The organism is Methylophaga sp. (genome assembly GCF_048266885.1).
Taxonomy (GTDB): Bacteria; Pseudomonadota; Gammaproteobacteria; order Nitrosococcales; family Methylophagaceae; genus Methylophaga.
Genome location: NZ_JBLWYR010000012.1, coordinates 48729 through 70030, shown reverse-complemented (window position 1 = coordinate 70030; position 21302 = coordinate 48729). Strand labels below are relative to the sequence as shown.

At 43.5% G+C, this 21302-nt stretch carries 22 protein-coding genes; 7 read left to right on the top strand and 15 right to left on the bottom strand.

The features are described 5' to 3' along the window. Positions 1-39: 39 nt before the first annotated feature. Together ACN0V2_RS07785 and ACN0V2_RS07780 are read right to left on the bottom strand one after the other, a co-directional pair. The gene (locus tag ACN0V2_RS07785) at positions 40-1359 is read right to left on the bottom strand and encodes a ferric reductase-like transmembrane domain-containing protein (RefSeq protein ID WP_417550243.1); all 1320 of its coding nucleotides are present in this window, start codon (positions 1357-1359) and stop codon (positions 40-42) included. A 204-nt stretch (positions 1360-1563) separates the two neighbouring features. After that, positions 1564-1884: a hypothetical protein gene (locus ACN0V2_RS07780; RefSeq protein ID WP_417550242.1), complete on the bottom strand. Its 321-nt coding sequence runs from the start codon at positions 1882-1884 to the stop codon at positions 1564-1566. Positions 1885-2047: 163 nt separating this feature from the next. Here ACN0V2_RS07780 and ACN0V2_RS07775 point away from each other — a divergent pair, with 163 nt between their 5' ends. The 4 genes from ACN0V2_RS07775 to ACN0V2_RS07760 all read left to right on the top strand — a co-directional run bounded on the left by ACN0V2_RS07775 (position 2048) and on the right by ACN0V2_RS07760 (position 5139). Further along, positions 2048-2410, top strand: coding sequence for a winged helix-turn-helix domain-containing protein (locus ACN0V2_RS07775; RefSeq protein WP_417550241.1), 363 nt, complete (start codon positions 2048-2050; stop codon positions 2408-2410). A 99-nt stretch (positions 2411-2509) separates the two neighbouring features. Next, positions 2510-3271, top strand: coding sequence for a molybdate ABC transporter substrate-binding protein (gene modA / locus ACN0V2_RS07770; protein ID WP_417550240.1), 762 nt, complete (start codon positions 2510-2512; stop codon positions 3269-3271). Between the two features lie 24 nt (positions 3272-3295). Next, positions 3296-3961: a molybdate ABC transporter permease subunit gene (modB, locus tag ACN0V2_RS07765; RefSeq protein ID WP_417550239.1), complete on the top strand. Its 666-nt coding sequence runs from the start codon at positions 3296-3298 to the stop codon at positions 3959-3961. Next, positions 3958-5139 carry an ABC transporter ATP-binding protein gene (locus ACN0V2_RS07760; protein ID WP_417550238.1) on the top strand — a complete coding sequence of 394 codons (1182 nt, stop codon included), beginning with the start codon at positions 3958-3960 and terminating at the stop codon, positions 5137-5139. The genes modB and ACN0V2_RS07760 overlap by 4 nt, the downstream gene beginning before the upstream one ends. A 7-nt stretch (positions 5140-5146) precedes the next feature. Here ACN0V2_RS07760 and ACN0V2_RS07755 read toward each other — a convergent pair whose 3' ends face one another. The 3 genes from ACN0V2_RS07755 to ACN0V2_RS07745 all read right to left on the bottom strand — a co-directional run bounded on the left by ACN0V2_RS07755 (position 5147) and on the right by ACN0V2_RS07745 (position 6444). Continuing rightward, positions 5147-5422 carry a DUF1971 domain-containing protein gene (locus ACN0V2_RS07755; protein ID WP_417550237.1) on the bottom strand — a complete coding sequence of 92 codons (276 nt, stop codon included), beginning with the start codon at positions 5420-5422 and terminating at the stop codon, positions 5147-5149. A 121-nt stretch (positions 5423-5543) separates the two neighbouring features. Then, positions 5544-6149 carry a uracil-DNA glycosylase family protein gene (locus tag ACN0V2_RS07750; protein ID WP_417550236.1) on the bottom strand — a complete coding sequence of 202 codons (606 nt, stop codon included), beginning with the start codon at positions 6147-6149 and terminating at the stop codon, positions 5544-5546. A gap of 40 nt (positions 6150-6189) precedes the next feature. Then, positions 6190-6444, bottom strand: coding sequence for a DUF1488 family protein (locus tag ACN0V2_RS07745; protein ID WP_417550234.1), 255 nt, complete (start codon positions 6442-6444; stop codon positions 6190-6192). Positions 6445-6736: 292 nt separating this feature from the next. Here ACN0V2_RS07745 and ACN0V2_RS07740 point away from each other — a divergent pair, with 292 nt between their 5' ends. Continuing rightward, positions 6737-8578 carry a metallophosphoesterase gene (locus ACN0V2_RS07740; protein WP_417550233.1) on the top strand — a complete coding sequence of 614 codons (1842 nt, stop codon included), beginning with the start codon at positions 6737-6739 and terminating at the stop codon, positions 8576-8578. 44 nt (positions 8579-8622) lie between these two features. Here ACN0V2_RS07740 and ACN0V2_RS07735 read toward each other — a convergent pair whose 3' ends face one another. The 3 genes from ACN0V2_RS07735 to ACN0V2_RS07725 form a co-directional block, all read right to left on the bottom strand. Further along, a complete protein-coding gene (locus ACN0V2_RS07735) occupies positions 8623-9333 on the bottom strand; it encodes an outer membrane protein (RefSeq protein ID WP_417550232.1) in 711 nt (236 codons plus the stop codon). Positions 9334-9544: 211 nt separating this feature from the next. Beyond that, positions 9545-10990, bottom strand: coding sequence for a phospholipase D-like domain-containing protein (locus ACN0V2_RS07730; RefSeq protein WP_417550231.1), 1446 nt, complete (start codon positions 10988-10990; stop codon positions 9545-9547). A gap of 218 nt (positions 10991-11208) precedes the next feature. Beyond that, on the bottom strand, positions 11209-11514 hold the full coding sequence (locus ACN0V2_RS07725; protein ID WP_417550230.1) for an NIPSNAP family protein: 306 nt from the start codon (positions 11512-11514) through the stop codon (positions 11209-11211). 226 nt (positions 11515-11740) lie between these two features. On the opposite strand from ACN0V2_RS07725, the gene ACN0V2_RS07720 reads away from it, so the two are divergent. Beyond that, a complete protein-coding gene (locus tag ACN0V2_RS07720; protein ID WP_417550229.1) occupies positions 11741-13933 on the top strand; it encodes a TonB-dependent siderophore receptor in 2193 nt (730 codons plus the stop codon). A gap of 98 nt (positions 13934-14031) precedes the next feature. Here ACN0V2_RS07720 and mdh read toward each other — a convergent pair whose 3' ends face one another. The 7 genes from mdh to ACN0V2_RS07685 all read right to left on the bottom strand — a co-directional run bounded on the left by mdh (position 14032) and on the right by ACN0V2_RS07685 (position 20286). Then, the gene (mdh, locus tag ACN0V2_RS07715; protein ID WP_417550228.1) at positions 14032-14976 is read right to left on the bottom strand and encodes a malate dehydrogenase; all 945 of its coding nucleotides are present in this window, start codon (positions 14974-14976) and stop codon (positions 14032-14034) included. A gap of 184 nt (positions 14977-15160) precedes the next feature. Beyond that, positions 15161-15385 (bottom strand): DUF6434 domain-containing protein, encoded by a 225-nt coding sequence (locus ACN0V2_RS07710; RefSeq protein ID WP_417550227.1) that lies wholly within the window; start codon positions 15383-15385, stop codon positions 15161-15163. Positions 15386-15406: 21 nt separating this feature from the next. Next, on the bottom strand, positions 15407-16414 hold the full coding sequence (locus tag ACN0V2_RS07705; RefSeq protein ID WP_417550226.1) for a YihY/virulence factor BrkB family protein: 1008 nt from the start codon (positions 16412-16414) through the stop codon (positions 15407-15409). A gap of 100 nt (positions 16415-16514) precedes the next feature. Further along, positions 16515-17114 (bottom strand): RICIN domain-containing protein, encoded by a 600-nt coding sequence (locus ACN0V2_RS07700; protein ID WP_417550225.1) that lies wholly within the window; start codon positions 17112-17114, stop codon positions 16515-16517. Positions 17115-17305: 191 nt separating this feature from the next. Next, entirely contained in the window at positions 17306-17890 is a 585-nt protein-coding gene (gene rrtA / locus ACN0V2_RS07695; RefSeq protein ID WP_417550224.1) for a rhombosortase, read from the bottom strand. Positions 17891-17909: 19 nt separating this feature from the next. Further along, positions 17910-18740, bottom strand: a complete 831-nt coding sequence (gene rhlP, locus ACN0V2_RS07690) for a rhombotarget lipoprotein (RefSeq protein WP_417550223.1) — start codon at positions 18738-18740, stop codon at positions 17910-17912. Positions 18741-19179: 439 nt separating this feature from the next. Beyond that, positions 19180-20286 carry a PIN domain-containing protein gene (locus ACN0V2_RS07685; RefSeq protein WP_417550222.1) on the bottom strand — a complete coding sequence of 369 codons (1107 nt, stop codon included), beginning with the start codon at positions 20284-20286 and terminating at the stop codon, positions 19180-19182. A 305-nt stretch (positions 20287-20591) separates the two neighbouring features. Between ACN0V2_RS07685 and radC the strand changes: the two genes are divergently transcribed. Next, entirely contained in the window at positions 20592-21266 is a 675-nt protein-coding gene (gene radC / locus ACN0V2_RS07680; RefSeq protein ID WP_417550221.1) for a RadC family protein, read from the top strand. Positions 21267-21302 lie beyond the last annotated feature (36 nt).

Genomic DNA, 21302 nt, shown 5'->3' with positions numbered 1-21302 from the left:
CCCTATTCGGCGAGCATATATATGCAACATATAAACTCCTTAGACCAAATTAAAGCGTTCAGAATAAATCCGACGTTTGTTATCCCCGCGTTTATGCAGCTCGGGTTCGACCAAATCCATCATTGGCGGCGGCCCGCAAACAAAGTAATCAATATCTTCTGCATCTTCTGGCAAAAACTCATTCAGCAAATCTTCATCCACATAGCCAGATTCACCCATCCATTCATCTGATGGCTCAGAGAGCACATGTATCACTTGTAAAGGAAGCTTTTCCGTAAACGCATCCAGTGTATTACGCATGATAATTTCATCTTCAGATTTATTGGCATAGATCAGCCACATTGGACTTTCATTACGTTCATCTAGTCTACTGCGAATCATTGAGAGTATTGGTGTAATTCCTATACCACCGACAATAAATACCGCTCGACGCTGGGCTTTTGGATCTAGGGTGAAGATTCCATACGGCCCCTCCAGAAAGGCTGTGTCACCCGGTTTTACCTTTGATAGATACTTCGTAAAATCGCCTACTTCCTTGATGACAAATTCTAAATGTCCCGGATTACTTGAACTAGAAGCCATCGAAAATGGATGCTGTTGAGTGGAAAACGGGGAATCCCCCATGGTCAGCCAAGCAAACTGACCCGGTTTAAAATTCATCCCTGGATGTCCGTCCGCCACTAAAATAAGATCGGTAGAGTCGGCGCGGGTTTCCTCAGACTCAACCACTTTCCATGGACGTTTTTGCAAACGATATGGCCGCAATAAGCGCGTTTCCAGCAATAGTAACAATGGAATGGCTATCACGGCTATCAACAATACCTGGGTTAATAAGCCATCCGTATGATGTTTGCCCATTAACGCATGTCCCAATCCACCAGCGACGACAAATAACGACAAACTGGCGTGCAGGGTTCGCCAGGTTTCATACTGCAAACCCAGCTCTTTTCGCCATAATGAACCGATAACCAGAGCAGACACCGCTAATGCCAAAGCAATTACGCCACTGGCACGCAACCAGTCTTCAGTAGGGTCCAGCCAGGCAATAAACTGGCTATCCCCAATCATCAGCAAAACAGGATGTGACAAAATAAATAACCAAGCAGCAATGCCGGTGCGTCGGTGAAACTGCAATAAATTATCTTGGCCTACATCACCGGCAAACCATCGATGTCGCCCAGAAATAATCAATTGGGTTGCCAACATACCTAGCCCTAATAAACCCAACATCGAGCCGATTTCCACTACCAAGTTTCGCGGGGCAGGGCGATCAATACCCATTGCGATCATCATCGGTAGCAAAGCAATCACCAGATATAACACCAGCCATAAAGCAATGGTAATAGGTTTTATCGGCATATCAACTACTCCGATTTGAATGAGACAATCAGCGAAAGCGCTAAACAAAGAAGATAAAGCAGAATGCTTTACCTGAATAATTATGAATCACCCTAAAGCAGAATACTGCATACAGTCTTTAACAGACATTAAACCCTATCTATAAAAAAACCCGGAGATCGCTAACGACCTGCCGGGTTTATTTTTAACCAACGATTGAAACGATTATCTTGGTTCGACTGTTGTTTCATATTCAGGGCTGACCAAACGAGGATCACCTTTATCCAAACACAAGAACGTCACATCATAAAAGTACTTCATCTGCTGACGCTTTAAGGTTTTGGTCACTAAAACTTCTTGCCCCTGATTGGCACAATACACGCCAGCTTGTTCCAAAACTGAGGCTTTTGCCTTGGATGCATTCAAATGATCGGCTGAAACTGTATAAGTATCCGGGCCAATTTTTTTAACACCCGATGTTTTCACAGCACAGCCAGATACTAATGCAACGGCTGACAAACTGATGATTAAAGCAATAATTTTCATTATATTCTCCATGATTAACCTGTGGCCATTATCTGCTGTTTACCTTGCATTAAACAACGACTATTAAAACCCATAAAAATCAGCCTAGCTTTAACCTAAATTTATTCTATTTTTGCTAGCTAATAGTATGGCCTTCAACCTCGCTTTTGGTTAGGCTACCGTCATGCGTACAACAGCCAAAAAAAATGATGTCGTTTTAGTTCGTCCCAGAATCTATCTGGGCAAAGGCTTAGCTATTGGACCAGGAAAGGTTGATCTACTAAGAACAGTCGCCGAACTGAAATCCATCGCGGCGGCAGCACGAAAACTGAGCATTCCCTATAAACGTGCCTGGGTACTGATAGATTCACTCAATCAGGGGTTTGGTAAACCAGTGGTTGAGACCACCAGTGGTGGTAAAGGTGGTGGTGGCACCTCGTTAACGATTCTCGGGCAGCAGCTGGTTGAGAAATACGATGCCCTTGAAAAACAACTTAATGCACAAGCCGCCAAAGAATTAGCCGCGGTTCGTGCTTTAACCGACTAACCTCCTCTCTCTCAACGAGTTGTTGTAACAAGTCACATGCATTATATTGGGCGTTATGTCTAAATAAACCTAACGATATTTCTCGCTCTAAAGGGCACCATGAAAGCTATTAAATTGATCGTCAGTTTTTGTATATTGCTGCTCTGCATTCCGGCAAAGGCTGACGAGCTAAATGTAGCGGCGGCAGCTAGTCTGAAATTTGCTATTGAAGAAATCGCGACCTTATTTGAGCAGGAAACCGGCCAGCCTCTTCGTTTAGTATTTGGCTCTTCCGGAAACTTTAAAACACAAATTTTGCAAGGTGCTCCATTTCATCTGTTTCTATCTGCCGATGAAAATTTTGTTTATGAATTAGCCGATGCTGGCAAAACCGAAGACCGCGGACAAACCTACGCCGTTGGCCGTATTGGAATATTCGTTCCCCACCAAGCACCATTCAAAGCGGATGCAGAACTAAACAATCTGAAACAAGCCCTTAACGCCGGCAATATTGAAAAGTTTGCTATTGCAAACCCTGAACATGCACCCTATGGGCAACGTGCTAAAGAAGCGCTGCAACACGCAGGACTGTGGGATCAGATAAAACCCAAATTGGTTTACGGCGAAAACATTGGGCAAGCAGCACAATTTGCGACTTCTGGTTCAACCCAGGGTGGCATTATTGCTCTATCACTAGCAGTGTCCCCACAAATGGTAAAACTAGGCCAGTTTGAATTGATTCCAGAAAGCTGGCATCAGCCGCTCAAACAACGGATGGTGTTGATGAAAGATGCTCCTCCCTCAGCACAGGCTTTCTACAGATTTATGACCACGCCCGAAGCACAAGCCATTTTGCAGAATTATGGCTACGCTCACCCTTAATTATCTTTTAGGCAACTGAGAAATATGGATTGGGAAGCCCTCACGCTCTCATTAAAACTGGCCGCAATCACTTTGCTTGTGTTATTGCCGATGGGATTATTACTGGGCAGATGGTTGGCCTATACCAATGTTTCGTATAAAGCATGGATAGAAGGCTTAGTGGTTTTACCATTGGTCTTACCGCCAACAGTCTTAGGTTATTATTTATTGGTGTCGATGGGCGGCGGCTCACCCGTTGGGCAATGGCTAAACGATACCTTTGGCATTCGGTTAACCTTTAACTTTCTCGGTCTGGTCATTGCCTCAGTTATTTTCAATATCCCATTTCTGGTGCAACCCATTCAACGCGCTTTTGAATCTATCCCAAGAGAATTAGGCGAAGCAGCTGCCGTTAGCGGTTTAAGTAAATGGCAAAGCTTTTGGCGTATTGAATTGCTATTGGCCTGGCCGGGCATTTTATCCGGCATGGTGCTGACATTTGTGCATACCTTGGGCGAATTCGGCGTGGTATTAATGGTCGGCGGCAGTATTCCTGGTGAAACCAAAACCATCGCCATCTCGATCTATGATCGGGTTCAATCGTTTGATCTTGATGGTGCCAATCAAATGGCGATTACATTATTGATCTTGTCATTAGCAGCTGTGGTCGCCTCATTTTTCGCCTCTGCACGATTGGCGATAAGACGATGAAGACTAATTCTCCCGTCCTGCAAGTCACAATAGAACAATCACTGCCAATGCCATTGAAAGGCAGCTTTCATTGTGAATCTGGGCAGTTATTGGCATTGGTTGGCCCTTCGGGGGCAGGTAAAACATCATTAATGCGGATTTTGTCTGGCTTGATGCACCCCCAACAGGGCAAAGTCATTGTTGACGAAGAGATATGGTGTGATACCGACAACAATATTTGTTTGCCGCCACAACGTCGTCATGTTGGCATGGTGTTTCAAAACTACGCGCTAATGCCGCATTTTGACGCCATTCAAAATGTATCGCTGCCATTATTACATTTACCTAAATCTGAACGGCTCAAACAGGCTAAACGTTGGCTGGATCACGTTGGTTTAACGAATGCCGAACAACACCGTAAACCTGCCGATTTATCGGGAGGTCAGCAACAACGCGTAGCTGTAGCTAGAGCACTAGCTCGGGAACCCAAATTGATGCTGCTGGATGAACCGTTTTCGGCAGTGGATCAGATGAATCGTCAAAGTCTTTACAAGCTGCTGGCGGATTTACGTCATGAATTAGCCATACCCATTATTTTAGTGACCCATGATTTGAATGAAGCGCGAATGCTGGCCGATCAGCTGGTGGTGATCGATAACGGTCAGATCCTCCAACAAGGTACGCCTTCGGATATTTACAATGCGCCTCGCAATGCACGGGTTGCCGATTTAGTCGGTATACATAACCGGTTTGTTGGTGAATGGATTGGCCCAGCAGAGCAAACGGGACAAGGGCTATTACGATGGAGAAGTGAAGCTCTGCAGGTAACTCAACAACCAATATTACAGGTTCGCGATAAAGGACGGCTTCCAGAGGGCCAGCCGGTCAATTGGGTTATCCCGAGTGATGGAATTGCCTTAATTAAACAGCATGAAATAGCCCAGGAAAATGACTTCAATGCCGAAGTGACTGAATCGAGGCATTTAGGCGAAATTAATCTGCTCACATTAACGGTAGAAGAAGTACCCGGAGCCGAGTTTGTGTTGACCTTATCGGGGTCATTTCGTAACAGTTTATCCGTGGGAACAAAACTAGGCATCAGGCTGGATTTGAACTTAGTGCATGTGATGCCGATCCGTGAAGATGGCAAAGGCAAGCTGAATCGCAATTCCGCGACTCAGCTTAAAACGTCAGCGTAACTATCTTTTACTGGTAAAACTCAACATAAAATCTGACTGGCCCGATGGGTTTTACCTGATGCAATACAGTGGGCTCCACCACCCCGTATTTATTTGAATCTAACGCTATTTCTTCAAATGGCTGTTGGATGGTGTATTGCAGCTTGCCACTCATCACCACTATCTTTCCCCAAACTCCTTCTTTGGTTTGATGATTATTCAGTAGACCGGTCGGCACAGAGTTTTGATCAAATTCCGGCGTACGTTTATAAGCGACAACATTGTCAGGTAGTGATTTCATCATTTACCTCTTAAGGATCCGGCACCTGCAGACAGCATATCTGCAAATTCATAAACTCATTGGTACTCTTTTCACTTTATAACATTCCATTATGTAGTTTTGCCTATCACGCCATTCAACATTCTTAATCAGATAGGACTCGAGCCACCTGATGGCGTAACTCCGGTAATAACGTTTCCTCAAACCATGGATTATTTTTTAGCCAACGATTATTACGTGGGCTGGGATGAGGCAATGGAACCATATAAGGCCAGGTTTCACGCCAATTCGTAACATTCTCGGTCAACGTATTGGTGTTATTTTGAAAATGATATGCCTGAGCATACTGACCAATTACCAAGCTAAGACGAAGTTGTTTCAATTGTGACAGCAAAGCCTCCCGCCATAGTGGAGCGCATTCGGGGCGAGGCGGTAAGTCTCCTGAGTTGCCTGTCCCCGGATAGCAAAAGCCCATAGGAACAATCGCAATACGTCGTTCGTCGTAAAAAACTTCCCTTGATATGCCTAACCACGATCGCAATCTCTCACCACTGGCATCATTAAAAGGCAAACCAGTTTCATGTACTTTTCGTCCGGGCGCCTGACCGGCAATCAGGATGCGTGCTTCAGGATGAAATTGCACAACCGGACGGGGCTCAACCGGTAGCATTTCGGCGCAAAACCGACAACTACGAACGTCATTTAATAAAAAAGAAATATCATCATTTTGAGAATAGGCTGATCGGTTCAATACTGAAAAACCTCAACGGCAATGAAGTGAGTACGGCTGATTAGAGTTCACCACGATCAATATGTAACTCACCATCAACCACTTTATGATTGAGGATCAATCCCTCAGCGATTTCTTCAAATTTATACTGATGTTCCAAAAACACCGTTTCTGCATCCATCTCATCATCGGGATCAGCCAAATCATCTAGAGCAGCTGTAGAAACAATACACGCCACGGTTTGATTATTTGCCACGGCATAAAATGTCACATCTTGATCATTAACCAAATATTCACCGGTAAAGTCGATATCCATAACGTCTCCATGGGTTAGTTACGTTTTAGAATGTTTCTAAACACACGAAATAGATGGTTAACGTGACAGATTGTTCCGTCGTTCGCGTTAACTGATGTTAATCAATTTATGATTGTTATCAGACCAACCAGATGATCATGCTTTGGTAACACGCTTTACCGATACTCAGTAGAGAAATTCCCTTAAACTCTATTTGAGATCACGCTGCATGTTCGTTTCAAAGCTAACGCAGTTGAGTCTGATTATTGCGGGTTGTATGTTTTTATTTAGTTTTAATGCATCGGGAGAAACAGTGGTCAAAAAAGTACCAGAAAGTATCGAAACAACGATGCAATTACTATGTGATCCCTTTCTTCAACTGCCCACCGCAGATTCAGTCAATGTGGTGTGGTTTACCAACTTTGAAGGGCAAAGCCATCAACTAAAATATGCTGATGGTTTAATTGCCGAGGCGACAACCACTAAGATGACTAAGATGTTTGAAGATGCAGATTCCTTCCAGCCGGGACAGGATTATCAGACGCTTACCCTGAGAAAGGTTTATCGCCATGAAGCCACCGCAACAGGATTGATTGCCGGAAAACGCGTGAATTATGTTGTGACCAGCACGACACAAACGGGACAGAGCATCACCAGTGATGTGTTTACGATGACACCACTACCCAAGAAAAATCAGCCGCTGAAAATTTTGCTCACATCGGATCTGCAATCCAAAACCAACTCTCCCGCCAATTACCAAAAAGTGGTGGAAACTATCGGTTTACCCGATGCCGTTTTCTTTGCTGGTGATCTGGTCAATATCCCCGATCGGGCTTCGGAATGGTTTGATCAAATCGAAGATGGCGCGCCGCCCTTTTTTCCAACCATGCAGGGACGTTATCAGCAACTCAAACCTGACTCGCCATATAACGGTGGAGAAATTTTGCAACACTCTCCGCTATTTGCCGCGATTGGTAATCATGAAGTGATGGGCCGGTTTCTGCCACAGCAGCCCGATCACAGAATGAATAACAGCTTTAATGATCCGCAGCCGCGCTGGTATGTTGAACTCGCCTATGAACAATTAAAACAGCAGATCAATCCTGATAATGATCCACAGATAAAAGCGCAATGGATTCAGGATAACTCGCATAACCAGCAAACTTATCTAGAGATTTTTTCCTTCCCGGAGGATGGCCCACGCGGCAAAGAATATTACGCCATGGCGTTTGGTGATGTGTTTCTGATCTCAATGAATGTCTCGCGGATCTGGCGTTCGTGGAATGTGAGCGGTCAGCATCGCAGCAAGTTTGTTGAAGCCTTATCCGAGCTGCAAATTCCAGATGCCTGGGGCTTTGGTGAATTTATATTCGAGCGTTTTGATGCCCAGTCACAGCAATACCAATGGTTAGAATCTGTGTTGCAATCAGAAGCCTTTAAACAAGCCAAATTTAAAGTAGTGCTCGCCCATCAAGGTATTTTTGGACTGGGCGATAATGTGGTGCCTGTGCTGGCGAATCCATCGATGCAGCTAGTCGAAACAGATGAAAACGATAACGAAAAACTGACAGAGCTAACCTTTCCTATCAGCCCACAAGATTGGCAAAATATCGTATTACCAAAGTTAGCATCGATCAGTGAGATTCGTTATCAGTACCCGCTGGGAGATGATATCTGGGTGAGGGATATTGAGCCGTTATTAATGAAACATGAGGTTGATCTAGTGCAAATCGGTCATTCGCACCTGTGGAACCGAACACAAGTCGGCAAGATGCATTATCTGGAAACCTCCAATGTCGGGAATACACTAGGGGCTTATTACAACGATCCAACCGGCGAATATCAACAAAACAATCGCAATAGCAAAGCCAACTTCTGGATAGAGTTGAATTCGGAAAACCCACGTTGGGATCCAACTAACTATGCTGCTAATGGTGATCCACATGGACGGAAAATGATCCAACCAAGCGTTTTCAGTCCGATGAATTTATTAAATACAGCGTTTCCGACATTACCATTCGTTTCCAGCAACCAGCTAACCACGTTTTCGATTCTCGATACTGAGACGGGAACGGTTAAAAGTTATGTCTTCGACACCGCTGATCCAGCATCGGAAGTGCAATTATTCGATGAATTTCCGATTGGAAATGATTAAAGGAGCCAAAATTTGGCTCCTTCTTAGTGTTTCTAAAGTTAATTTTAGAATTGATATCTCAGTCCAAGTGAGTAGACATCAACCCAGACATTATCAAACTTATAGGCACCAATGCTTTGATTCGAAGAAGGGGATACAAAATTTCTGGAATTATCTGAAGACATATCACCTAAATAATAAGCTGAGTAATCAACATTTAAATACACATTATTGCTAAGTTGAATATCAGCCCCAACCCCAAGCTTATAAGCGAGACTATTTTCACTATTGCTATTAACATAAGCCCCAACAGCGCCATTTTCAGTAAACTTTTCCTCAATATTCGTGAGCTTGTTTTTGCTGTTGCCAATACCTGCTGAGACGTAAGGTAAAAGCCAATTATTGACTCTAGTCTGGTAATACACAGACAGCATATACACTTCAGATTTCATGCTGGAGTTAAAGTATGAACTTGCCCCTCCTGGAAATTCAGTTCTCCAATCGTTATCTCTTTCGCTATTGAAATAACTAAGGTCTATTCGCCAGTTTGTGTTGAATCTATAGCCCAGCTTAATACCTGCTACTGTGTCATCATCCAGTTCAATATCTTCTATCAAACCATTGTTTGATGCGCCTGCGGTACGAGTATCACGGTCAGGGTTACCAAGTGAATCAGAGTGCCCCGTAAAAGCTTCAATGTATACGCCAGAATCTGCCGCTGTAACATTAAAAGATAGCGGTAGAACTAATAAGGGAAGTAGTGCTAATTTTTTCATAAATAAATTAAGGACCTAAGTTGATTTGGTTTAACGATTTTCAATCGACAGAGTGTCAGTGCATCCTTGCCAATTCTATGGAGAATATACTTTTATAAACTCAGGTTCTGCAATGACTAAATGTGTAAGTTCATTTGATTTAGTTCGTTTATTTGTCGGATATCACAAATATCTAAAGCATTTTCCTCAGGACTCTTTACTCAAAAAAGAACTAAAAAGTACTAATGCCAGTAGCTTCCATTATGCGATACAGCAGGCGGGGCCAAAGTCTCTCATCAGCGTAGGTGGTGTAGTCAACACTGTAATGCCGGTCATTGAGGTTATTCCAACGCTCTTCAAACCAGGTCTGTCCACGTTGCAAAGGGATAGCCTCGGCGGAGCCTCTAACGATAACGTTGGTTTCCAGATTAAGATTGTGCAAATTACGCCGAGTTAAATTTGTAGAGCCGAGCACCATCGTCGTGTTGCCCTCAACACCACGATGCATCAGCCATTTAGCATGACATTGTTCGCCACGCGTATCGCACCAGCGAACGGTGACACCCGCTTGCATTAATTCATGCGCCACCGGACGGTTAGGAACACCGTTTTTCTCCCTACCAAAAGCATCCTTATTCGGATCCAGCAATACCCGTAAAATCACACCCCGCGCCACCGCAGCTTTCAAAACATTCACAATATGCCGATCAGACAGATAAAACATGGCTAAATCCAGTGTTTCTCCCGGTTTCGCGCCATCAATCAACTCCAACGTCGCACGTTCAACTGCACGCTCTGTCACTACCTGAACGGTAAGCCCATTATTCGCAGTTTCGGATAATTGCTGCAGCTCAAATATGGGATTGGCTTCTCCAGAAAATGCTAATACCCCAACTTCACTTTTAAAGAGATCCCATGCAGCGTCACCATTAAACCGTAATGCCACATTGCCATGAGCACTACTGCCATCGTGAGGGTTGGCAGACGTCACCAATGCTGTCAGTTCATGTCCATTATCAGCAATGATCAACTTGCGGTGATTGGCTTTGAAATTCAGCATAGCGAAATATGTACGCAATGAAACACGGCCTTCCCCGAATGGGTTGGGAAGCAGCTCGCCAGGACTATTACCAAATGGCTGAACAAACAGACGCCAGAAAGTTGAATACACAGGATTACTATCCCGCAAACGGGTTAAGTCAGTTAATGTGACGGGAATACCAGCCGCTTCCAGCTGGGCAAAATGCAGTGAGGGTCTTCCACCATAAAGGCTATTTATCGGATCCGAGATGACGTGCACCTCTAGCTCAGGATAACGTTGTTTTTGAGCAATCAGTGCGGCGGTCAGCTCGGCAGAAAGTGCACGATGCTGCTCCGCTCCCTGTCCTTGATAATCGTTAAACAGAAACATATCCACCAGCACTATCTGACGAGCACCCGCAATCATGTCAAAAACCGCATCGAATATTTGCTGCTCAGAACGCCGCTCACCATTCACGGTATAGGTTCTGTCAGCCAGAAATTGGATATTTGTGGCTGAGCGGACGGGTGCTGAAAAATCCACTCCATTTGGCAGCGGTTTATAGACCTGATAAACCGCGACACAAACCATTATGCTAATCAGCAGCCCCAACCAACGTTTACGTAGCATTCGCAAACCACGTTTTAACTCTGCCATTAGGTTGTGCTCCTTTTGCATCTGGATTTTTTAAGCTGTTTCAAATCCATTTGAATACACCGCCAATTATCATTGAAAATCGAAAGATGATACTTGCTCATGTCGGGTGTCGGAAGCATTTGATCAATAATCACGTTTCAATATTCTAACTATGTAGCTTAAGGCGGAACCTCGCTAATGATGTAGCGACTTCGATGACCTGATTAGGGATTGAGGATTTACTCAAAAATGGGTCGAAAAAAACTACGTTCATAGCTCACGATGCATCTAGTTTCTTCAGCATATTTAAATGCTGCTAGGCATTCTGCATCTTCTAGAGACTTGGCCCGATAAGCCTCATAGCTAGCCAAACTCGGAAAAATGAACAGTGCCAATGCAATATTATTTGCGCCTTCTGATGGAAGAAAATAACCGTTGTGTGTACCACCGAACTTGTTCACTAGCGGAATCCACATCTTTGCATAGCGTTCAAACTCAACCAGCTTATATGGGTCGATGATGTAATTCAGATAACAGGTGATCATTCACATTTCCTATACTTTTGTTGATAAATCATAAAACCTGCTCTCGAATAAGTCTGCTTTTTAATCATATTTACATCACTTAGCTATAAACGTGGCGGCAGTTATCTTTTAATTCGGCACATTAATGATATGATGTATCAAATCACTAATTGCATCACATTAAATATCTTTCCATGATGGAAAGATTCGTTATCGCCAATTTCCTCTTGTTTATTAAGAACTTAAAATGAAGCATAAAAATCTAATTTACTTAAATTCTCTGGCTAATTTGCCACTTTCGTTATCGTCTAATTCAACCAGTATTCGTTTTATCTTAGCGGGTATAACCTTAAGTTGGGCCTGTTCGGCAGTTGCTGAAAATGTAGCTAAGAACGACTCTGCCAAGGAAGAGAGCTTGCCCACTGTCACCGTTAGGGGCTTGGCCGATGCGACAACCGAAGGAAGTGGAAGTTATACCTCCCCAGTGTTAACTATAGGTAGTAAAGCTGCCGTACCGGTGATGGAGATCCCCAACTCTGTGAGTGTGATTACCCGTCAACGTATAGAAGATCAAAATCTTGTCCGTGTAGAGGAAGCACTGGCTCAAGTCACGGGCGTTACTGTCACTCCATGGGATGGCGCGACATTCCAGATTCGTTCTCGGGGCTATTTTCTTGAACCGAGCTATGATGGTTTACCTGCTTTTGGTGGTTTGAATGCCACACAGCAATTTGATATCGCCATGTTTGATCGGGTCGAAGTGTTACGCGGTCCGGCAGGTTTGTTCCAGGGATCTGGGCAACCAGGCGGCACGGTCAATTTTGTTCGTAAGCGTGCTCCCAGTGAAGCTCAAGGCTCGATGTCTCTTACGCATGGTTCCTGGTCAAATAACCGGGCTGAATTTGATGCTGGTGCACCATTGAATAAAGATGGCAGTCTGAGAGGAAGATTCGTTGCCACGATTCAAGATCGCGAGTTTTATTATGATGATGCCAATAGTCGCAAAAAATTCTTATATGGTACGCTCGACTATGATCTGACCTCATCCACAACGTTTTCACTACATTTTGCATCCCAAGATGACAAAACCACACCATTTTCTGGGTTACCTACCTATACAGATGGACGGCTTATCGACACATCTCGATCAACCAATCTTATGCCTTCATGGGCCCAATCCGACACTCGCAACCAGACTATTGGAGTTGAGGCAGCACACTCCCTAAATAATGGATGGTTGATAAAAGCCGTTGCAAGTCATTCCACTAGCGACTGGTATCTCAACGATGCTTTTCCGACGACCGGTGTAGATCCAGACAATAATCTTATAGCGAATTACAGAAGTCGAGGCTGGGATGACGAGTCCTCACGTGATGCAGTTGATCTTTACGCCACGGGACCATTCTCACTATTTGGCCGCCAGCATGAGGCAACAATAGGTTCCAACTACGAACGTTATAGCGGTGAAACACTTTACGGCGCCAATACGAACCTTTCCAATATTCCATTGGGTAGTGCAGAACTGGTCCCTGAAAACAACGTCAAGCCTTATGTAAGTGGCTCGGGGTATGAAACAAGGCAAAATGGCATATATAGCCAACTCAGATTGTCCGTTACAGAGCCGCTAACACTTGTTTTAGGCGGTCGACTCAGTAATTTCACCACGCGTAGCCGCAGAGTTTCGCCCTCAATCGCGACACCTTGGGATGTCAGAACTCGTGAACGTGATACTTTCACGCCTTATGCTGGTGTGGTCTATCGTATTAACCAACAACTCGCGCTCTATACCAGTTACTCAGATATCTTTATGCCTCAGTCACAGATGGATGTTAGCGGTAATACACTGGAACCACGCGAGGGCAAACAAATTGAATTTGGCATCAAAGCTGACGCCTATGATGGCAAGCTACAACTCGGTGCTTCAGTGTTTCGTACCCGTGATGTCAACAGGGCATTTAACGACCTTGCCAATCCAGGCTTTTCCATTTCTGCTGGAGAAGTCGAAGTAAAAGGAGCCGAACTGGAGATAAGCGGTAGTCCAACAGATAATCTTGATCTGATGGCTGGTTATGCCTATCTGACAAGCAGCTATGAGGTCGATCGACTTAATGAGGGATCGAAATTCTCGTTGTTCGAACCAAAACACTCACTCAAATTCTATGGTACATACCGATTTGCGGGTACTCCCTGGCGGGCAAGTGCAGGCATGATAGCCAACTCGGCGATCAACGGCACGGGTGAAAAGGGGGTAAGAGAAGGTAGCGGTTATGCGGTGTTTAATGCTCAGCTGGGTTACAACATCTCGCAAAATACCAGCCTTACGCTTGCTCTGGATAACCTGACCGATCGGAAGTATTACGAAAGGATTGGAGGACTCAATAGCTACAATATCTACGGAGAGCCTCGTACTGTCTCACTTAATCTCAGAACGGGCTTTTAGTGTATTCATGCATGCATTCTCCCCCAATATGGCGTTATTGGGGGAGATGTGATGTGTGAACAAACTGTGTTAAAGGTAAAATCTAATCAACATATTTTCTAGCGATAACCCAACAACCCCACCACTTCTTTCACAGCATTCATTGAATGTTCGAGTTTGGCTTTTTCATCAAAATCTAAATTCAGTTCAATGATTTTTTCAGCGCCCTTACAGCCCAAAATAGCGGGCAAGCCAATAAATAAATCGGTATAGCCGTATTCACCTTGGGTATAAACAACACTGGGAATAAGCCGTTTTTGATCTTTCAATATCGATTCAATGGTTTGAGCAGTGGCGGCTGCGGCTGCGTAATAACTGCTATAGCCAAGCAAATTAACAATTTCTCCACCACCATGTGCCGTGCGATGAATGATTTCTTCCAGACGTTTTTCACTGATCAAATCAAGAATAGGAATTCCAGAAATGGTGGTATGCGTGGGTAGCGGTACCATCGCATCGCCATGACCACCAATCACCAGACCGTTGACATCTTTAACACTGACGCCCAGCTCCATCGCAATAAAGGCTTTATAACGGGTTGTATCCAGCGCCCCCGCCTGACCGATAATGCGTTCATTGGAAAACCCGGTAATTTCTTTTACCACATGACACATCGCTTCGATCGGGTTGGTCACGACAATGACTATGCTGTTGGGCGCATAGCGTTTTATGTTCTCTGCCGCTTGTTCGATCACGCTTTGGTTGATTTTGATCAACTCATCACGACTTGGATACTTTCCGGTCTCGGGATCTTTACGACGAGGCACTCCAGCAGATACCACGACAATATTGGCATCAGCGATTATCTCAGGATCGTTACTCCCCGTTATCTTTGCATCAAAACCCGCAGCAGGTCCCGACTGCATTAAATCCAGCGCCTTGCCTTCAGCCATCTGCTCATGAATATCAAATAAGGCGATATCTCCTAATTCTTTTTGAGCTAACCAATGGGCCGTTGTAGCACCGACATTGCCAGCACCGTAGAGAGCAACTTTATTTTGCACGTGGCTTCCTTTCTTTCTGGTTAGTTTCGGCTTTACTTCAAATATCTTATTGAAATTATCAAGTTAAGGTAAGGCTTAAAGATTAAGCCGCCTGGCACCTGATCGACCTATCAAAATTAAATTTCAATTTGCTCTGCTCCTTTTAATCGCTTGTTTAATTTTTATCCATTATTGACTCAACTCGCTATATTGGCCTTTTGTGCTCTCGACGTAACCATTCTGATGCCACATCGCCCATGGTTTTAGGCTTAGCATCTTTTATCCAAGCCATAAATTCCCGATTAAATTTAAAGTCAGGCCCACAGCTTTCTTCTAAAAATCGGCGAACATTCTGCGTATTTCGATAGGTACTTGTTACTGGAGTTTCTGCGGTAATTATATCGCCGTGCCAATTGAAACGATTCATCATCAGCCTCTCCCACTAATTATTTTAACGCTGCTTTACTTCTGACGAGTGCGTGACGGGAGTGTCAGCTACGTATGCGCCTCTTTGTCCCATTGGCTTGTCTTCCCCTACGGTGGAGTCGACTTTGGTTTGAAGTTCTATCTCGGCGTTTATTTCGGCCCCCAATAGCACAACAAAGGCACTGAGATAAAACCACAAGATGAGAATGATCACACTACCGATAGCCCCGTAGGTTTCATTGTAATTAGAAAAATTTTGCACATAGACAGTGAAACCGAAAGAAGCCAAAAGCCATAGCAAAGTCGCAATGATCGCGCCTACACTGACCCAGCGCCATTTGGCATTTTTTCTATTGGGGGCAAATCGGTAAACGCACTCAAGTATCAGAATGAATATCACCGCCAGAATAGGCCAACGCAATGTTATCAATAAAGTTTCTAACGTTTTCCCCAAGGGGATCATGCTGAGAATGATAGGTACCAGAATGGCGAGCAACGCTAAAACTACAAAACTGAAAATCCCTACCACTGTAAATAAAAGCGACATCAACAGCAGATTCCAAAACGGACGCTTTTCTTGTTCTCTGTAAATAATATTACACGCCTTAATCACCGCCATAGCGCCCTTGCGTGCTACCCAAAGCCACAACACCAGCGATACGACTAATGTGAGATTAAAGGTCGCTTCTCCAGTACTTGTAAGCTCAGTAAGCTGATCAGTAAAGATAGTGAAAGCCTGTTCGGGCAACAGTTGTCGAAGCGGCTCTACTTGGGAAATAATGATGTCAGGGGATGAAAAAAGCCCAAAAAGCGAAACCCCTACATTCAATGCAGGGAAGATGGACAACATCATAAATAATGCTACGCCAGCGGCAAGTAGCGAAATATCGTGTCGATTCACATTGTTAATGACTCGCCGAGTGATATCCCACCACCCTCGCCAAGAGATATCAGGCGGCGAGCTAGCTTGATGCCCACGCTTATTGTCGGACGATGGTTCTACTGAATCCTGCGAGATGTCATCTTTTGGCATAGAGCCCCTCAGTTTGCTGGCGTCTGATTAGGTTGGTGATGGCCTTTTTCTCTGTCTCTTTAAATCAAGTTTGCAGACACCTTAAGTCCTAGAAGACTTATTAATCCAACTCTAATTCGTTGTCGAAATCATCATCATTCTGGATTTCGATCTGTTTAGGAACTTCCTTTTTAGGGGGTGGGGTTCCACCCATCTTTTCAAGTACCCAAAATTGACCCGATACGTTTTGGCAGCTATCCATAAACGCTTTACCTTCGTGAACCGTAGAGGTGGCCTGATTACCTTCAAGGCATTCACCGTTCTCACGAAATTGTGACTTTAAGCGGTAAGCATTACCTTCAGGTACAAATTTCCACATTTGACCGGTGACATTCTGGCAACTATCCGTATGCGCAGCGCCACGATATACCGGCGAGTCGGCCCAATTACTCTCGAGACATTCTTGACCCGTCTTTAGGCGATACCAGCCGGAACCAATATTTTCTACTGTCCAAAGTTGGCTCGATACAGACTGACAAGTATTCATAAAAACAGCCCCACCAACTGAGGAGGTGGATGGATTTCCTTCGAGACACTCACCGTTACCACGAAATTGGTTTTTTAATTGATAGGTGCCGGACAAGTCATCAGCGGCATAGGAAATATTGGATAATGCCAGCACTGCAAATAAGCAAAGTGATAACGCATTCTTGAATATCATGATGAGATTCTTATTCTGTGGGAGATATCTCGTAAATTAGCACAAAGCCTGAGACCAGGAATAAAAACCTGATATGCGTTATTTGTTTTCTCTAAATTAGAGGAGCGGATTAATAATTCAAAAATAAAATACTAATTTTTTGAGTTATGACGAAATGAAAAACCGTCGGATTATTGCGCTCTTTAATATATTTATTGTGACTCTATTTTTCTGCGTTCAGGTTTTCTTCTTGCTCGCCAATACGCTATACGAATAAAGGCTATTAAAGTACCGAAGAATGCCCCAATGAGATGAGCTTCGGTTATAACTATCATATCGCCGACCAAGCTTTCAAAACCTGAGTACGCCCTTATCGTCTCAACGAATACTTTCACCCATACAACGATCAAACCCGCCCAAAATATCTTGTTTTCATCTCTGGCAAGGCACACGGAGAAATAGACGACTAATGCGTGCAGTAAACCTGATAGGCCGTTATACCAGCTAAGACTTGGATAAATACACAATAACGTAACACTGATTAGAGCGGCAAAAATAAAACCATACAACAGCAGTTCACCTAAATTTATCGTCTTAAAAAACGCAAAGTAGAGAACCATTGCCGCCATAATATTTAGCACAAAATGAGTGATATTCGTGTGCACCAAATGGCCGGTCCAGATTCGCCAAATCTGACCATTCAATACCTGTTGACGATCAAATTCTAGTACACCCAAATAACTCTGAAGAACCCAGAGACAATAAACAAAAACGGCAGCACCCAGAACTTTGTTCATTGCGGAGCCCATAATAACGCTACCCTTTAGCAATCCTTACAATCGCCAAGCCAGCCAGCATCAACAGAAATGGCCATTGAATTCCGCCACCACCGCCATATCCTTGTCTGTGCGTAATTTGCACACTCTTATCTTCTTTTATCTTTTCCTTGAACCGGTCAAGTTCGACGGCCAGATTTTGTGACATATCTGCCATAGCTAATTCGAACCCCTTTTCTCTCGCCTCTCTATTGACCTGATTCACCTCTACCAATGTAGATGATTGCTGTACATCACTCACGCCTGGCGCACGGAAAAGCATTTTTCTTGAATTAACATCAAATACAGCGGTATCGACAAAAGTAGTCGCTTGATTCTGGTTTCCCTTTATGAAATAAGCACCCACAATGGTCCAATACAATACGGAGCTTTTCGTTTCCGAGGTAACGGCGACCTGGTCATAAGATACGAGCGCGACAATGTCTAGACCGTATAACCGAGCTATCTGCCCCACGCCCTCAAATCCTTTAGATGACCGCATGTATGTCTCGGGAACAATGATTATTTCTTTTACATAATCCAGCCCAACAAATTTCTGTTTCGCCTCCTCAAGTAGTCGCGTTTTTTTGGCTTCAGGCAGTGCGAAAGATGTACCTTGCTGCGCCGGCACAAACGCCAATCCCACTGTAAGCGGAAGACGGAGATGCGGTATGGTTTCCTCATGTTGTGGAGGAACCTGACCATCTGGATACAGGTAATCCACAAGGCTGCTGGAAACGCCTCTACGGCCATCTTCAAAATATGATGCGCATGAGGTTAAAAAGAAGGCGATAAACACCAACAGGCAGACTTTATTAATCATAATTCTCATAGATTCTCCTGAAAAATTGATGTCAGAGTGATAATTCAAAAATAAACCACTAATCCATTCATAAGTGGTTATGAGTTTTTAATCTGATCCCAAATATCTCAGGAACATAAGCGGCGAGATCTTCATCACCAGTAAAACACGCTTGGCGACTTACTCCTCTTTGAATGATGTTTTGGTAAATATCAGGTAAGCTAATCCATGGAAGTCTGACCATTTATCATCCTTGATGTGTGGGATAGTTAATGCACTAATAATAAATATTATTCAGTCGAACGGCTAGTTTTCACACTGACCCTAAATATCGTTATCTCTCAAATGCACGCTAATAAGGTGGGTTGATTTTGTGGGGATCCGTCAGATACTGACCCTACCCTAAATACCCTAGCGAGTCCCTTTCAGGCTTTTGTTATATCACGACTTCGTACAGTGAAACTTATATTCATTCACCACTTAAATCTAGCTCTTTCACGCTAATTATTTCGCTATTATCTTCATTCAATTCAAATGCTGATTCAGTAAAGTCTAACTCTGTGATTTCAGCATTAGCTCTTATTCCATCCATGTAATCAATGCATACATTGGCAGAAAACACTTCTGTATGCTTTTTCACAATGTGACTATAGAGTACAAACATATAGACTTTATCTTCTGGATCCCAAGGTGAACGATCGTAGTCTGCAATAGAATAGTGGGCCTTCAAGGTGACTTCAAAATCGACCTCATACTCCACTTGCTCGCTGGATACCGAAATTATGTTTTTCTTATTTATACAAATAGACTCAATATCGATTAGGTATATTTCATCATCGAAATCATTCGCCGCATCCGAATAAAATTCAGATTCGCTGATTATCTCTTTGGCATCTCCAATTAAATTCGCTTCTAGCTGATCAAAAATGCTATCTGCAAATTTAACAGGTTCTTTTAATTCCTCTTCTTTCCTCACTACCAAATCTAAAAAGTCATCAACTCTTTTTAAGTGAATCAAGTTGTCCAAAGTAGCGGCATATTTATCCATATCTCCATCATCACTGATCACGTATAAAGTATGGCCTCTATCTTTACTTACTTTAGACACAGCTTCTAAAACAAATGCATCAGGGAACTCAGATTTTTTGTTTGCTCCTCCAAATGGAGGTTCCGATTTAAAGTATTTATCGAAAACAATTGAGGCATCAACATCTTTTATATCAACAATTTCAGCGGAACTCCTATCAAGAAACTCCTCAAATTTCTCTAAAGCTACTTTATAAATATCTTCGGATTTTACTTTCTCAAAAATACCATGACACGCAAGTTCAGGAGTATTTCTTAAGAACATAGCGTCTTTTTGTAGTTTCTGTATGGCTCTTGCTGACTCTTCAGATTTTTCTAATAAGTGGGCTTTTATTTCGTTGATCGTAATTTGAGTAATTAAGAGATGAAGCCTTTCAGATTCAAGAAAGTCACAAAGCTTACCTAACGCATGTTCACTAAACTGATAATTTTTACTTTCATATGCCGATGTATCAACGAAAACCAATCGACTTTCTAATTCAATGCTCATAAGTTACCTAGTGATATAACAGTCTGTTAATGAGGTCTACGACCTCATAATAATTATTAACGTGAATGGATCATAATTATTTTTCAAAATCCATCTGCCTTTTCTAACTTATTGAAATCAAATGTCTTATTTTTAACACACTATAGCCGAAAAATATGATTGTTGATTTGCAGCAAAAACATGCTTTATTCCAATCAAAAAACTAACCGCACCAGTTCACAGAATCACCAAACTAGTTTTGTATTTATGATTCGCCATCATTAAATTTAAACTTCAATAAAATCTGAAATCGCAGGGAGCGAATCATGGCAATAAAGGACTGGCCGGCGGATGAGCGTCCGCGTGAAAAACTGCTTCAATCAGGAGCTGCAGCATTATCGGATGCTGAGCTCTTGGCTATCTTTCTTCGAACCGGTGTGACGGGGATTTCGGCTGTTGATTTAGCTCGCAAACTACTTGCTGACTTTGGAGGTTTACGAGCTTTATTTGAAGCAGATCATCAGAGCTTTTGTCAGCAGCATGGTTTGGGCACGGCAAAGTTTGTGCAGTTGCAAGCTGTGTTGGAGATGAGTCGTCGGCATTTGGAGTCTACTTTGACTCGAGGCAATGCGTTTACTGATGCTGCGACTACTCGGCTTTATTTGCAACGTCAGTTACGCCATTTTCCGCATGAAGTATTTGCCTGTCTGTTTCTCGATACCCGGCATCGGTTAATCAGTTTTGAACCGTTGTTTCGTGGCACGATCGATGGGGCCAGTGTGTATCCACGTGAGGTGGTTAAGCAGGCGTTAAAACATAATGCTGCAGCAGTAATATTTGCTCATAACCACCCTTCCGGTGTGGCTGAGCCGAGTCAGTCGGATATTCAGATCACTCAACGATTACGCAGTGCCTTGGAGCTGGTAGATATTAGGGTGCTGGATCATATTATTGTTGGCGATGCTGAAACTACATCATTGGCTGAATTGGGGCATTGTTAAGCGCCTTTTACGGGTTTTGCCACACTATTAGTTCAT